The sequence below is a fragment of the Paenibacillus sp. FSL M7-0420 genome (assembly GCF_038002345.1).
In the GTDB taxonomy this organism is placed as follows: Bacteria; Bacillota; Bacilli; order Paenibacillales; family Paenibacillaceae; genus Paenibacillus_AQ.
Genome location: NZ_JBBOCJ010000001.1, coordinates 4,217,277 through 4,231,513, shown reverse-complemented (window position 1 = coordinate 4,231,513; position 14,237 = coordinate 4,217,277). Strand labels below are relative to the sequence as shown.

At 40.8% G+C, this 14,237-nt stretch carries 11 protein-coding genes; 6 read left to right on the top strand and 5 right to left on the bottom strand.

Translation table 11 applies throughout. From position 1 onward, the window contains the following. Positions 1-46 precede the first annotated feature (46 nt). Positions 47-1,042 (bottom strand): MerR family transcriptional regulator, encoded by a 996-nt coding sequence (locus MKX51_RS18055; protein ID WP_340993336.1) that lies wholly within the window; start codon positions 1,040-1,042, stop codon positions 47-49. A gap of 78 nt (positions 1,043-1,120) precedes the next feature. On the opposite strand from MKX51_RS18055, the gene MKX51_RS18050 reads away from it, so the two are divergent. From MKX51_RS18050 to MKX51_RS18040, 3 genes are all read left to right on the top strand, one after another. Next, entirely contained in the window at positions 1,121-2,407 is a 1,287-nt protein-coding gene (locus MKX51_RS18050; protein ID WP_340993335.1) for an amidohydrolase, read from the top strand. A 271-nt stretch (positions 2,408-2,678) separates the two neighbouring features. Further along, a complete protein-coding gene (locus MKX51_RS18045) occupies positions 2,679-2,969 on the top strand; it encodes a DUF6809 family protein (protein ID WP_340993334.1) in 291 nt (96 codons plus the stop codon). 271 nt (positions 2,970-3,240) lie between these two features. Next, positions 3,241-7,785, top strand: a complete 4,545-nt coding sequence (locus MKX51_RS18040) for a hypothetical protein (protein WP_340993333.1) — start codon at positions 3,241-3,243, stop codon at positions 7,783-7,785. Between the two features lie 166 nt (positions 7,786-7,951). Here MKX51_RS18040 and MKX51_RS18035 read toward each other — a convergent pair whose 3' ends face one another. From MKX51_RS18035 to MKX51_RS18025, 3 genes are all read right to left on the bottom strand, one after another. After that, positions 7,952-8,272: a VOC family protein gene (locus MKX51_RS18035; protein WP_340939995.1), complete on the bottom strand. Its 321-nt coding sequence runs from the start codon at positions 8,270-8,272 to the stop codon at positions 7,952-7,954. 32 nt (positions 8,273-8,304) lie between these two features. Beyond that, positions 8,305-8,625 (bottom strand): MazG-like family protein, encoded by a 321-nt coding sequence (locus MKX51_RS18030; RefSeq protein WP_340993332.1) that lies wholly within the window; start codon positions 8,623-8,625, stop codon positions 8,305-8,307. 106 nt (positions 8,626-8,731) lie between these two features. Next, the gene (locus MKX51_RS18025; protein ID WP_340993331.1) at positions 8,732-10,582 is read right to left on the bottom strand and encodes a PA domain-containing protein; all 1,851 of its coding nucleotides are present in this window, start codon (positions 10,580-10,582) and stop codon (positions 8,732-8,734) included. Positions 10,583-10,826: 244 nt separating this feature from the next. Here MKX51_RS18025 and MKX51_RS18020 point away from each other — a divergent pair, with 244 nt between their 5' ends. From MKX51_RS18020 to MKX51_RS18010, 3 genes are read left to right on the top strand one after another with little or no spacing between them, the layout of a single operon-like run. Continuing rightward, positions 10,827-12,305 (top strand): serine hydrolase domain-containing protein, encoded by a 1,479-nt coding sequence (locus MKX51_RS18020; RefSeq protein WP_340993330.1) that lies wholly within the window; start codon positions 10,827-10,829, stop codon positions 12,303-12,305. Between the two features lie 13 nt (positions 12,306-12,318). Next, the gene (locus MKX51_RS18015; RefSeq protein ID WP_340993329.1) at positions 12,319-12,852 is read left to right on the top strand and encodes a hypothetical protein; all 534 of its coding nucleotides are present in this window, start codon (positions 12,319-12,321) and stop codon (positions 12,850-12,852) included. A gap of 14 nt (positions 12,853-12,866) precedes the next feature. Next, on the top strand, positions 12,867-13,562 hold the full coding sequence (locus MKX51_RS18010) for a metallophosphoesterase family protein (RefSeq protein WP_340993328.1): 696 nt from the start codon (positions 12,867-12,869) through the stop codon (positions 13,560-13,562). On the opposite strand, the gene MKX51_RS18005 is transcribed toward MKX51_RS18010, so the two are convergent. Next, positions 13,496-14,020, bottom strand: a complete 525-nt coding sequence (locus MKX51_RS18005; protein ID WP_340993327.1) for a hypothetical protein — start codon at positions 14,018-14,020, stop codon at positions 13,496-13,498. The two genes, MKX51_RS18010 and MKX51_RS18005, sit on opposite strands and share 67 nt — an antisense overlap. Positions 14,021-14,237: the final 217 nt, after the last annotated feature.

The window sequence follows — 14,237 nt, the reverse complement described above, 5'->3', positions numbered from 1 at the left end:
AAATCACATACAATACGGTGAACCTTGACGCAGGGGTAAGGTTTTTTTACCGGATAGGTACTGCTAGAACAACATGCAACAATCGATTTACTTTTAGGTGTTTCGTGATGCATCCGCTATCCTCTAATAAATCAATGAGCTTGGGGAGTAGAAGAGAATCCTCATCACCTTCATGCGCTGTGCTTCCTTCCCCGTCAATCATCAAATCCGCGATGCAGATCCTTCCGTGAGGTTTTAATACCCTGCGCATCTCCTGAACAGCTAACAGCATTTGGCCGCTCGTCAGATGATGCAGGGCAAAACTTGAAACAATAAAATCAAATTTCCCGTCAAGGTACGGAAGTGCCAGGAAATTGCCAAGCTTGGTCTCCATCTCGGGAAATTTGCGCTGGCACTCTTTTAACATTTCGTTGGACTGATCCACCCCAGCCATCACCGCGCCTTCATGGATCAGTCGGCCGGCTAAATTTCCCGTACCCGTTCCAATGTCCAAACCCCTATCACCAAGGATGGGCGAGACCCACTTCACAACGAGCCGCAGCGCCTCATCATAGTCCCCATATTTCCGTGTGTCCTCTTGAACCAACTGATCGTGAACGCCGGCTAAGCGGTCATAACCCCACTTATCCTTCCATGTCCGTTGTTCTCTCAGTCTTCTCGAACCCTCCGCCAGAATGTAAATGTCGTCAAGCGGAAGGGTATGGTCATTCTTGAGGGTTTCAATCATTTGGTCTGTTGTCTCGATAATCTGCTGCATTTCGACCCACTTGGTGAACATGACGGATCGCTGGAGTTCCAACAAATATCGTAATTGACTGTTTCCTTTGGCTTCAATATCCAATAGTGCAGTCCGAATCTCACTAACCGGCATTCCTGATTCCCTGAGTGCAATGATCGTCTGCAAGCGCCAAATATCTTCTTCGTCAAACCTCCGGTACTGATTGTCAGCTTGTTTGGAAGGAGCAATGAGACCTTTGGCTTCGTAAAACCGAATCGCGCGCTGCGATATTTTCAGCATATCAGCGACTTCTTTTATTTTCATGAGCTAGACCCCTTTATGTTCTTGACCCTCACTTAACGTCAAGGTTTAGTATAAACCCTAGAAAAGGAGGCTGTCACGATGAAGACGTTAATCAAAGGTTCGACCATCTTAACCATGGGAATCGAGGAACCCTATATCGGGGATATTCTCATCGACGGGGACCGCATAGCGGACATTCAGTCCATTATATCTACTGGGGCAGATGTGATCATTCATGGCGGGGGTATGGCTGCAATGCCCGGGCTGATCAACGCCCACCAACACTCGTCTATGAGCTTATTGCGGGGATTTTCCGACGATTTGAAGCTTATGGATTGGTTGAACCAGAAAATGCTCCCTGCTGAAGCACGCATGACTCCAGAGGATATTTATTGGGGAGCAAAGCTCGCGATGGCGGAAATGATTAAATCGGGTACGACAACCTTCGCCGACATGTACATTCACATGAATGAAATCGCGGCAGCGGTAGAAGAGGCCGGTATGCGGGCTTCTTTAACACGGGGGCTCACCTTCCTCGAAAATGACGGAGGGCGGCGAATGTCCGAGGCGCTTGATCTCGTTCGTCACTGGAGCGGTGCAGCGGATGGCAGAATCACGACCATGCTAGGTCCGCATTCCCCTTACACAGTTCCTCCGCAGCCATTTAGAGAGCTTATCGACTTGGCGGAGCAGGAGGACATACCGTTACATACTCATTTGGCCGAAACGAAAGAGGAAGTCATTCAGATTCGGGAAAAGTATAATCAGACCCCAACCGAATATTTGTATCACCTCGGTCTGTTTGAACAGGCGCATGTGCTCCTCGCACATAGCGTGCATCTAAATCGCCGTGATATCGGTTATCTGAAGAGTATGCGGGGCGGAGTGTCCCATAATCCAGTGAGCAATCTCAAACTTGGCTGCGGCATAGCGCCGATCAAGGATATGGCTGACCAAGGGATTACGATAGGCTTAGGCACGGATGGGGCGGGCAGTGCCACCACGTTAGACATGTTCGAAGAGATCCGGGCGGCAACATGGCTGCAAAAGTTGGATTACGGGGACCCCACGAAGCTTCCCGCAATGGATGCTCTTCGCATGGCGACGGCTGGAAGTGCGCAGTTGCTCCGCATCGCCCATGAGGTGGGCACGCTCGAAATCGGGAAGAAGGCAGATATCATCTTGATTGATATGAGAAAACCCCACTTGCAGCCGGTACACAACCTCCATTCACTGCTCGCATATTGCGCTAACGGTGCGGACGTGGACACCACCATCGTTAACGGAAAAGTCTTAATGCAAGGCCGTCAACTGCTCACCATTGATGAAGACGAGTTATTGGAGCAAGTTTCAATGCGGTCTAAGCGTATCGTTGAAGGCATTTAATTCCTAATTACTAGAAACGCGGGCAGCTAATGTCCGCGTTTTTCGTTGATTTTGTTGCGTTAGACTGTCCGTTTGCTTAACGAAGCGTTCTCGCTAGTCTAGTACTTTATTTTCTTTAACATCGGCATATGGGCTTGTTTTTGTAGAGGTTGTGATTATATGCGAATACTGCATAAAAAACAATATATACCCACTTTATCAGTTAAACTTGATGGGTAGGGAGCTATTGTCCACAAGTATACGTATCACATTCAAAGGAGGCCTGATAATCATGATTTTGGAGGATTTGTATTATGGGAGTTTGCGTCCCAATGAGCGGATGAAGCCAAACGATCCAGAATCACGAAGGATTAATCAGCGGATTATTGATTCATTACTGATGCTTAAAGAGAGGCTACCCCAAGAGGATTTTGATCAGGTCGAGGAATTGCTGGAGCTACATAGTGAATCCTGCTCGCTGCATTCGGCATTATCTTTTATTCAAGGCTACAAAATAGGTGCGTTAATGATGATTGAGGTGTTTGGCGGGGAGAAGGAGTCTAATCACGAAGGCATAAATTAGCAGCGAAGGAACCGGGGCGTAGGGGAGCTTCGGTTTTTTTGTTCAAAATTACTATCGAAGGGACATCGAAGGGACTTTAGATGAGCATATTAATTAAATATTTAAATCAAAAAAATGTAGGAGAATGGAGTGGATATTAATTTTAAGTACAAACAAACGTTCTTTAAAATATGTAAATCAAATGATAGAATGAATATATGGGAATTTATTGAATTGTTTGATCGTTGAATCTTTTTCATTCAACGCAAATTTATTTTATGGGGGTTAATGTATGCCGTATCCAACCGGGGGCAGGGGAGATAAACTTGGTAACAGATATGAGTATAGATATGCGGTGTACCAAGTACTTCAGGTATTAGATGAAAAGATTGATTATTTTATTCTAGAAGCCCTCGGGGAGGATGAGCAAGGCATAGATATATGGGTTGGTTATAAGAATGGCAGTAGAGAAGGCCAACAGTGTAAAGGAAGAAGTGGAAGTAAAGAATATTGGGAATTTGGCACTGCAAATGCCAAAGGGATCTTTTCAAATTGGAAACACCATTTAGAAAGAGATGCAACAATTTCGGTATCTCTAGTCTCTCCATTAGCTTTTACTTTATTAGAGGACTTAATAACTAGGGCAAAGAGTACTAGTAGTTCACCAAAAGACTTTTATCACAGTCGTATTCCTGATGCGAGTAAAGAGATTAATAATTTTTTTGAAAATTTCTGTAAAGCAATGGGGATAAATCCTAATCTTGATTCCGATCTTAAGAAATGTATAGCATATTTACGGAGAATACATTATCGACAAATTCCAGACACTCAATTAAAGGAAATAATGATATCAAAAATAAGTTTGTTGTTCATTGGAAATGAAGAAGAAATATACGATACTTTAGTGTCCTGGATGGTTGAAGGGACTATGTATGGTAAAGAGATCAATTCATCTGTAATACATAAATTTTTTGAAGAAAGAGGAATAATACTAAAAGAACTTGCAAAGGATACTCGAATTATTCCTAGAATTAATGAACTAAATAGGGAGTATAGTTCTTCTTTTACTCCATTTAAAGGAAAGTTAATAAATAGACAAGAATTTGCAAAATGTAGAGAACAAATAGAATTTGGAAATTCAATATTAATACATGGAAAAGCTGGTTATGGGAAAAGTGGTTGCACTGAAGATATCATTAATTATTGCTTAGAGAATACAATACAATATCTGGCTATAAAGTTAGACAAACGCATTCCAGGTAATAATGCTGAAAAATGGGGAGAAAATTTAGGATTGCCGGCCTCTATTGCTCATTGTATTCATAGTGTTTCCAAAACAGAGAGGTCAGTAGTCATTCTAGACCAATTGGATGCACTACGTTGGACTCAAGCGCATTCAAGAGATGCTCTGTTGGTATGTGATCAGATAATTAATCAAGTAGAGAAATTAAACCTTGAAAGAAGTAATAAAATATCTGTTGTTTTTGTTTGCAGAACATACGACTTGGAAAACGATAATAATATCAAATCATTGTTTTCGAACAGCGATAATAAGAATAAAATTCAGTGGAAAAAGATTATAATTAATGAGTTGAATGAGGAAACAGTTCAAAATATTATTGGCTCAGAGTACAGTGGGTTAACAAACAAATTGAAACAAATACTTAAAATTCCAAGTAATATTTTTATTTGGAGTAAATTAGACAAAGGGAATACTTACAATGAGTTTTCAACAGCGAATCATTTGATAACTGCTTGGTGGCTACAACTAAAAAGAAATTGCACTCAACTAGGTATTAGTGAAACAGAGGTAAACATAACAAAAGAAAAGTTAGTAAGTCATTTTAATAAAGTCGGACGAATTTCAATTCCTCGAATGCTTCTAAATGATAATATATCAGTCTTGGATAATTTATCTTCTAACGGCTTTTTGGTAATACAAAACAATAAGATTTCATTTGCTCACCAGTCCATATTAGACTATTTCTTGGTTGAAAAGATGTTAACTGAGTATTATGAAACTGAAGATATATTAGGGGCTATTGGAGGTATAGAACAGCAGACCCCTGGAAAAAGATATCAGGTGCAGATGCTACTGCAGAATCTTAACGAACAGTGTAGTGAAGATTTTCTTAAAGCAGGTCAAACAATGTTATCTTCTGATCAGGTTAGATATAGTCTTAAATTTGTCTTTTTTGAAATATTAAATCAGTTAGACACTATAGACGAAAATATTCAAACTTATATATTAGAAAATTGTGAAAATGACTTATACAGTAAGCATATAATAAATAATGTCGTTTACACTAAACCACAATATATTAGACTACTTAGAGATCATGGGTTTTTAGATAAATGGTTTAGTGATCCTGAAAAAAAGAATATTGCATTAAAGCTTGTAATCAATCTCTCTCCAAATTATGAAGTCAAAGATGTTGAATTTATAGTAGAACATTTATTTAAATCAGAAGAAGATGATATGGAGTTTTTTCGATGCTTTTCACACAATATAAATTATGATACAGATGAGATGTTTGAACTTCGTATGGAGTTTTATAACAAATATCCTCAACTTGCTGATACGGATATTGACATTAAGGCAATGCTGAAAAAATGTGAAATGAGAACAATAAGAGTTTTAGCATTTTTATTGAATAATCAACTCAAGAGACAGAGTCAAAGTATATATAGATATGTGGATGAATTCCTAGAAGAAGATTCTGAAATATTTATAAAAAATGGAATGGATGTAATCAACATATTATTGCCGTATATTCCTACGTCAGACGATGGGATGCTAAATTATGGTGATTGGTCTGCTAGAAGTAATTACAGAAGAAATTTAGAGAGAGCAAGTATTGGAATTATAAAAAAAGCTAATGCAGCAATAATTGCTAATGATCCGGACTTATTTTTAAATCGCTATGATGAATACATGGGGAAGGGCAAAGCAATCTTTAATGAATTGATATTAGATGGAATGTGTAATTTCCCACATACGTATAGTGATTTTATTATTGAATATTTAAGTATTGATTTTGATAATAACATTTTTGAAAAAACAAGTGGTATTGGTGATGAGTTATTATTAGCCAAAAGGATATTAATCAGACATTCTGAAACATGCAAACAAGAGGTTTTTGGGATGCTAGAAAATAAGGTAATAAGCTACATTTCTCCACGAGCAAAAGATATGTATCGTCGAAGAATTGAATACAATAAAGGAAATAAAGATTATAAAGCTTACTGGAGTTTTTGGGGGGATTTTCAGAGAGATATTTTAGAAGCTCTCCCAAGTAATCGTTTAAGTAATAAAGCCAAGGAATTACTCTTGATTTTGAAACGAAAATCCCTTAATGAATCCTCAATTTACAAATATTCAAATGGACATGGTGGTTCGGTAAATTCCCCTATAGAAGGTAAGAATTTAAATAATAGAACATGGAGAACTTTATTAACAAATAAAAAGCTAAATGACAAACAGAGAAAACGTTGGACAGAGATTCCAGGAGGTTTTATCGAAAACTCTCTTTCAACATTTTCAAGTAGTTTTAATGATGCTGTAACTGAAAACCCTACAAGGATGATCAAGTTATTGTTATCTATTCATGAAGAGGTTTCTGACGCATATATTGACTCACTTTATAATGGTGTTGCACATAGCAGTTACTTGAATAATATTCCTCAAGAATTATTAGAAGAAATGATATTGAAGTATCTATATGATAATGACAATTATAGTAGGGCAAGCTCCTTATGCACGATTATTGAGAAGAGAGATAATATTGCATGGTCCCATGAAATCCTTGATATTATCAAAGATATTGCAATTAATCATAAGAATCCGATAATGGGAAAACCTGATGTGACTAATAATGAAGATAAGGAAATGCATACGTTCAACATGTTACAAAGTAACGCATTAAATTGTGTAAGAGGGAGAGCAGCTCAATCAATTGCTCGATTAATTTGGAGGAATTATGGTTTTTTTGAAGAATTAAAAGTCACGCTTGATCAAATGGTATCGGATCAAAATCCAGCAGTAAGGCTTGCAAGCTTCTTTGCATTATGGCCTTCTTTTAATGTAGATAAGGAATGGGCATCTGAAAGAATTATTAGTATGTATAAACAAGATTATCGCTTTGCAGGCTTTCATGGTACAAAAGATATGTTGTTTTTACTTTATCCCAAATATCGTCAAGATGTATTAGAACTTATAAACCAATGTTATACCTCTGATGATGAGGAATTAATAGAGATGGGTGCGCACTGCTTGGCTGAAATGTTTATCCTTAAGAATGAATTTGAAGTGGAAATGACAAATATCGAAATTATGAGTAAGGTACAAGCTGAAAATATATTAGATATGGTTACTATCTATTTTAATAAGGAAAGCTATAATCACTTAGCTAAAGATATTATTCGTAGATTTAAAAAAAGCGATTTAGACCTGGAAATCCCTATCTCAAGGTTATTTTATGATAATTTGATAGATTTAAGTAGAGATAAGGAGTTTTTGATTGAGATAACTAATTCAAATTTAAACCGAAGTTCCATGTATGCTTTTGTTCAGTATTTGGAAGAGGAATCAAAGTCAGTTATTGAATACAAGGATGTTGTTTTATCAATGAGTCGACATTTAATAAATAATCAAACCGATAATCTTGAAGGTTTATGGGGTGTGCAAGATGAATTATCCAAACTAATTATTGGATTATATGATGAAACTTCTGGACCCAGCAATCCTAATATGAAGATTATTTCGAATGAATGCTTGGATATTCATGCTCGCATCATCACTAGAGGGATCACGCCCAACGATGAGTTATGGGATTAACTTTGAGCGTGAAGAAGAAGTGAACAAGGCATACGAAATGCTAGCGAAGGGCGGCACGGTGTTATTTCCGTTAGGCGCCCTTCCCTGGAGCTCCTGCTGTGCTGAAGTCGTCGATAAGTACGGCGTGTACTGGTATATCACGGTAGATCCTTCTTCTCAATGAAGCTCACCGTATTGCCGTCGGGGTCAAGGAACCAGAAGGAGTAGCGCCCCACGGTCTGCGCTCAGGTGGAGAGGTAATCCCGATACCGGGGATGGCTTGCTTCAGACGGTCATATTCAGCCAAGACATCATGAACATAGAACATTAGTGACATATTCTTGTCATTGACCACGTTCACTTGGCCCGGATTGTGGACCGCAAGCTGAGCATTGTCGAATCCGTAATGCTGCCCTTCAACAACCGGAGATTCCTTGAGCACGATTTCATAAAAAGCAGCGAGACGCGGCGCATTGTCAGTGAGGATACAGACTCCACAAAGCTTCATATGTATACCTTCTTCCTATTTTTGCATTTATTTTAGTTTTCTGAATAGCGGGCCTGAAGCTTTTGTTTATGCGATATCAAGATATCTTCAAGCGATATATCATATTTATTGGCGATGACAATGAGATTTCCTAGAACATCTCCAAGTTCTTCTGTTAATTCAGCTTTATTCTCTTGAAATGTGCCTGCAACCCCATCTGGACGATCCCTGCCAATCTCTAACGCACGAATTGCGCGGGCGACTTCCCCAGTTTCTTCAGCAAGAAATCCAATACGAACAAATATATCTAAGTCCGACCAGTTACGATTTTTGTAATATTCCCTAACCCATTGTTGAAATTCAGTGATATCCATGTTTCCCTCCGGTATAAGAAGATTGATAGACTCAAAAACTCGAATATAATAATACCATAATTACACTCATTATCCTGTGGCATCAGTGTTAGCTGTTACCATTCAACTACTTCGTCCGCCCAAAGAAAAACGAATACCGATCTGCCGCCCCCAACTCAGTAGTCTCTGTACGATCAATAAGCTGTAATGCCTTCAATAGAGACCCGACTTGTTCGCGCATCAGATTCACATCGAACTTATCCATTTCTCTATTTGCGCTATCTACCAGGAGATAATCCGGCATGGGGATCAGTCCAATCATTGGAATCCCGGCATTGAACAGGGGCTGACTCTCACCGAATTGAAACTTATTATGTCCGCGCAGGATAACGGTCCTGGTGTTACTTCTATCTTCAACAGCTTTCATCCAAATGGCTTCCATGATTTCATTTCCTGCATAGGCAAATTCAGTGCTTATTTCTCCAGTGGGTCCATATTGTCCGGAAGCATTGTCCTTCCATTCCAAGCTGCCTAGATGTTCTACAGTGAGTCCTGCCACGGCTTTCAGGTGTCCATCTGTACCATCCCACAGCTCAGGATGTGCCTGCATCCAGGTTGAGGTTGCCTGCGAGGTACCTTTGAATTCAGGCAATCTGAAATGTCCTGTTACAAAGGCGAAGATCATAGTCCGTTCTGGCTGCTCCTGTTGCTGGAGGTAACGAATCATGGAGAGCATTCCAATCGCACCGTCTTCTTCTACCACATTCACACCGTCGGTATGCGTATTAACGATGATCGATTCCTTTTTGTTCTTTCCTTCAATTTTCACATAAAAAGATTCAGTCGGCGCATTTTTCTGTGTTTCTGCCTCTAAAATTACTGTGCCCACTTTATGCTCCTTAGCTGCGTTGATCACTTTCTGCCCTTCTGTTTTATTGACCCAAACTGCCGGAATTCCGAAATAATGCTCGGTGAATGGGAGGTATTGCTTTTCAGCCTTTTCATCAGATACACCATCCCAGACGATGATGACTGCTTTCACGCCCTGTTCCTTTGCTTCATCCAACTTAGCGTGCTTCAAACCTGTGGTAAGGACTAGATCGCCTTCATCTGAAGGGATACCGCCCGGCTCCCCAAATTTTCCACGGATATTCATCACCAGTGCTATAGGGAAACTCTCAAGGTTCTTGATTTCAACGACGGCTATTTTACCCTTGGCATCCTCATACTCACCAGGTTTGGTGTAGACAAGTTCTCCGGTTACTCCATTGCTATCGGTCTCCCCGGAGTATGGAAACGCAGAGGATACATGGATTTCCTGGTTATCTACGATCACAGAGCTTGTCTTCTCTTCCCAGCGGTCAAAAGTGTACTCGTCACGGTATACCGTAAGCTCCATATCCGTCACCTGCTGTTGTAACCAGGCAATGAACCGATTGTGACCTTCTGAGCCCGTTGTACGGCTGCCGAAGGAATTCATAATTTCTATATTTTTCAACATGGTGGTTGGAGAATCAAGCTTGTCATTGTTGACTTCAACATTTAAATCAGCTGGCAGAGTAACGGACCGGGTAATCGGCTGAGCATAGATATTAACGATCCAAAAAACACTGGCAATCACAGCCACAATACCGTACAACACTCTCCGAACTACTAGCAAAACCGTCCCGCTCTTACGCACTTCACCCGCAAAAAACACATTCCATACCCCTGCGACGATAAGCAGTAAAATAGCGAGTATGAACATCCAAGGTTCATTAGTGACCAAGAATATAATCTCGGTTACTAGGGCAACTGCATAGACCCAGAACCTATTACCTCTTTTATTGCGTTGGAAAGTATATATCCCTAATTGTGCCAATAGAACGATTATTGCTAGTACAGCGAACAACATTTCTTTCCCGATAAATACAGAGGCACCAAGTGCCAGAAGCAGGAATACAATCCCCGACAATTCTCCATTACATTTACTTCTCATAATATACCTCTCTCACAATCTTTTATAAATTTAGTTTAAAAGCATCCTTAACTATATTTCACTATAAGGGTTGAACTATACTGCAAGGTCAAACTAATAAATATTTTCTTTATACTCCGTAAATGGACTTGTTTTTGTCGGGGTAAAGTACTAATCACGTATAGTGCAGGGAAAGGCTGCTGCAAGCCGTCATACTAGATAAGTGTAAATTGATCCAGATGACCCGACTTGAAGGAGCATAACCATGAAGAGATCAACGCGTAGAACAGAAATACTGCTAAAAGGCATTGCGATGCTGCTGATTGTAGTCATTGCTACGGCTGCATGCTGGCATGAGATTGGAACTCTTTTGGCCGCAGGGAAGATTGACAGTGAGTCCGGCATGGTGCAGAGCATCATGGACAAGACAGCGACGCCAGGTGTAGCGATCTTGTCCGCCAGAGGTGGTAAGACCGATTTCCAAACCTACGGCTATGCCGATAAGGAGAAACGAAGGCCAGTTACAGCGGAGTCGCTTTTTGAACTAGGCTCAACGACCAAGGCCTTTACAGCGCTGGCTGTGATTATGCTACAGGATCAAGGGGAATTGGCTTTTACCGATGATGTCTCGCAATATCTGCCAGAGTTTGCTCCAACCTATAAAGGGGAGAAGGCCAATATCTCAATTAACCAGCTACTCGCACATACCAGCGGAATACCGTCCTGGAGCATCCGCCAGATCCCTGAAGGTTCAGATAAGGAGCAGCTTGCAGCAACCATACATAAGATGTCCAGCCTTAAGTTAGATACCGATCCGGGGAGCGCCTATCAGTACGCAACGGTGAACTATGATATTCTGGCCGCAATCATTGAACAGGTTACAGGGATGAGCTATCAGGATTATGTAACGCAGCACATCCTGAAGCCGCTGGGGATGAACGACAGCTATTTCTCGACAGGGCAGGAACGGAAGCCGGAGCAGCTTGCGCAGGGGTACCGGGTGTTTTTTGGCAAAAGCATGGCATATGATGCTCCAAGATACTACGGAAATATAGCCGCAGGGTATTTGGTGACCAATCTGAAGGATTTGCAGCACTGGGTTAATGCCCAGATGGGAAGCAGCGACATTCCAGATGAGCTGAAAAAAGCCATTCAGCAATCTCATGAGCTTGACCTCCGTACAGCGGGACATGAAAGTGAAAACCTGCGCTATGCCTTCGGCTGGAGCCAAAACTCGGAGACGCATGTAATCCGTCACAGCGGCAGCAACCCGAATTATTCCTCCAAAGTAATCATCGATCCGCAGCGGAAGGAGGGGGTGTTCGTTCTGGCTAACCTGAACTCTACCGCACCCACGCTCATTGCCCAGAATATCTATGATCAGATGCGAGGGGTGCCGATGAAGACCTTCACGTATGACGACACTTATATCCTAATGGACGGAGTAGCTTCGTTGTTAGTTGTTTTCACTGTAATTGGTATTGCGTTTAAGCTCATCCGGCTGGCGGGAGGGAGCAGCGATTTTGCCACGGAGAAGGAGGTTCGCCGTCAAAAGATCAAAGCGCGTGTTACGCTGATTATCAGAGCACTGTTGCTGCTATTTGTGCTGGGCTGGCCTTTATTGGTAAATTACAATTATACTATGATTAGTGTATGGATGTCTTATTCGGTCTTGCTGTGGATGGGGCTGGCTTCGCTTAGCTGCGTGTTGTCCATGGTTTTGGAAGGTCGACGCTGGCGGTGACTATAACAGGGGGATGATCCTTATTAATCGCTGTAAAAAAATATTATTGAGTATGCTTTTAGGCTCATTACTTGTAGCATTTACCGGCTGTGATGGTAATCCTAAGAGTAGCGTTACCATTCTTGGCGGAAAAGAAAATATTAAATATGCGACTCTAAACAGTGATCAAAAGGCATCTTTATCCGGTCAGACAGCTTCACCGTTTTCCTTTGCATTCGAGAAAGAGAATCCTTCAGACATTCCATATTTGAAAAATGGCGAGGAGATTTCAATTGATTTTGGAGCGAATCCGCCAGACACACTTTCTATAAGCGATGGATTACTTGATGATAATGGAGATTATTTATATACATCCAAAGAAATCACCGATGTTCCCTATGTTACAAAGAAAGGTGTGTATAGCTTCAATTTAGATACGCACATCGCTTCTTACTTAAGCTCTCACTATGAACAAGATAAAAAGGAATTTAGAGGGTTTATCATAAATGCAACCTGGGAGAAGCAGGAGAAGAAATATGCTTTTGCAATCCAATCAAACCCTCTCTGAAAGGAGCTCATCCCATGATCTACATAACAGGCGACATTCACGGTTCCATCAGCGTGGCCAGCCGCTTTAACTCCAGGAACTTTCCTGAAGGCAGGACGCTGACGAAGCAGGATTACGTCATTATCGTTGGCGATTTCGGCTTGCTGTGGGCAGATGACAAAGAGGATCGTTTTTGGCTAAAATGGCTTACAGAGAAACCATGGACCACCCTGTTCATTGACGGGAACCATGAGAACTTTGATTTGCTGGAGTCTTATCCGGTCTCCGAATGGAATGGGGGTCAGGTACATCACATTACTCCCAGTATCATTCATCTAATGCGCGGGCAAGTTTTTGAGATCGAAGGGAAGAGCTTTTTCACCTTTGGCGGAGCGGCTTCTCATGACAAGGAGTACAGGAAGGCTGGCGTCTCCTGGTGGGAACGCGAAATGCCAAGCCCTGAAGAGTACCAGGAAGGCATCCGCAATCTGGAGATGAACCAGTGGAAGGTTGACTATGTATTAACCCACACCTGCTCCTATGATGCGTTTCAGTGGATCAAAGAGCGCTATAATACGAATGTGGAAGTTGATCCCATGCATACGTATTTCAACGAAATTAAGTCCAGACTGGAATATGGAAAATGGTTCTTTGGGCATTTTCATCATAATGCGGAGCTGCCAGATGAGCAGGTGCTGCTATATGAGGACAGGGTGAGACTAGAAATCTGATTTTGAATTTCATCTATTGTAAAATCGCCGCTTAATCCTTGAAGACTAGATGAGATAATTCCATTTTTTTCGATTAAAAGGGAGTTATACGTTTTTTGTGTATAATAAGAGCCGGTATTATCTAAGAACATAACATACTTAGAATCAGAACTAACATAATATGAAGGGTCTGTTAGTTTTATAGATATTGTTTTATTCGTTTCGTCACCTTTCAACACTTTCAAAACATTCAGATTTGATTCTTGTGAAGGAGGGTCACCGTCAAGATTTTTAGTGTCAGTTATTTGGCCATAAACAACCAAGTCTGAATTCGAGACCAATTCTTCAAAGGTGTAGGAAGGCCAATCCCCAGTGTTGCTATTATTCTCAGTACTCGGTTCAGTCGAGGATTGACACGAACTAATCAATAGTGCAAACAAAAATAATAATAGTAATTTTGTAGTTCTGGTTCTGTTCATCTTTATTTCACTCCTTTTATCATAAAAGGACGAAGAAGCATATCAAATAGTTCCTTCTCGGCTAAAAATTATAAGCTTATTTTATTTGCCTTGTTCGATTCTTATGAACACCACTGCAATAAGGCTTCTCCATCCGCAATAGTTAGATATAACAGCTTTACTAAAAGCAATTTGTAGCTATGCTTAAGATTGAGTTGAGACTAGATGAGAAGAGGAA

Coding starts and splice junctions, on each gene's coding strand:
- MKX51_RS18025 (WP_340993331.1), bottom strand. CDS start 10,582: ATGAGAAGTAAATGTAATGGAGAATTGTCGGGGATTGTATTCCTGCTT.
- MKX51_RS18020 (WP_340993330.1), top strand. CDS start 10,827: ATGAAGAGATCAACGCGTAGAACAGAAATACTGCTAAAAGGCATTGCG.
- MKX51_RS18010 (WP_340993328.1), top strand. CDS start 12,867: ATGATCTACATAACAGGCGACATTCACGGTTCCATCAGCGTGGCCAGC.
- MKX51_RS18005 (WP_340993327.1), bottom strand. CDS start 14,020: ATGAACAGAACCAGAACTACAAAATTACTATTATTATTTTTGTTTGCA.
- MKX51_RS18035 (WP_340939995.1), bottom strand. CDS start 8,272: ATGAAGCTTTGTGGAGTCTGTATCCTCACTGACAATGCGCCGCGTCTC.
- MKX51_RS18040 (WP_340993333.1), top strand. CDS start 3,241: ATGCCGTATCCAACCGGGGGCAGGGGAGATAAACTTGGTAACAGATAT.
- MKX51_RS18030 (WP_340993332.1), bottom strand. CDS start 8,625: ATGGATATCACTGAATTTCAACAATGGGTTAGGGAATATTACAAAAAT.
- MKX51_RS18045 (WP_340993334.1), top strand. CDS start 2,679: ATGATTTTGGAGGATTTGTATTATGGGAGTTTGCGTCCCAATGAGCGG.
- MKX51_RS18055 (WP_340993336.1), bottom strand. CDS start 1,042: ATGAAAATAAAAGAAGTCGCTGATATGCTGAAAATATCGCAGCGCGCG.
- MKX51_RS18050 (WP_340993335.1), top strand. CDS start 1,121: ATGAAGACGTTAATCAAAGGTTCGACCATCTTAACCATGGGAATCGAG.
- MKX51_RS18015 (WP_340993329.1), top strand. CDS start 12,319: ATGATCCTTATTAATCGCTGTAAAAAAATATTATTGAGTATGCTTTTA.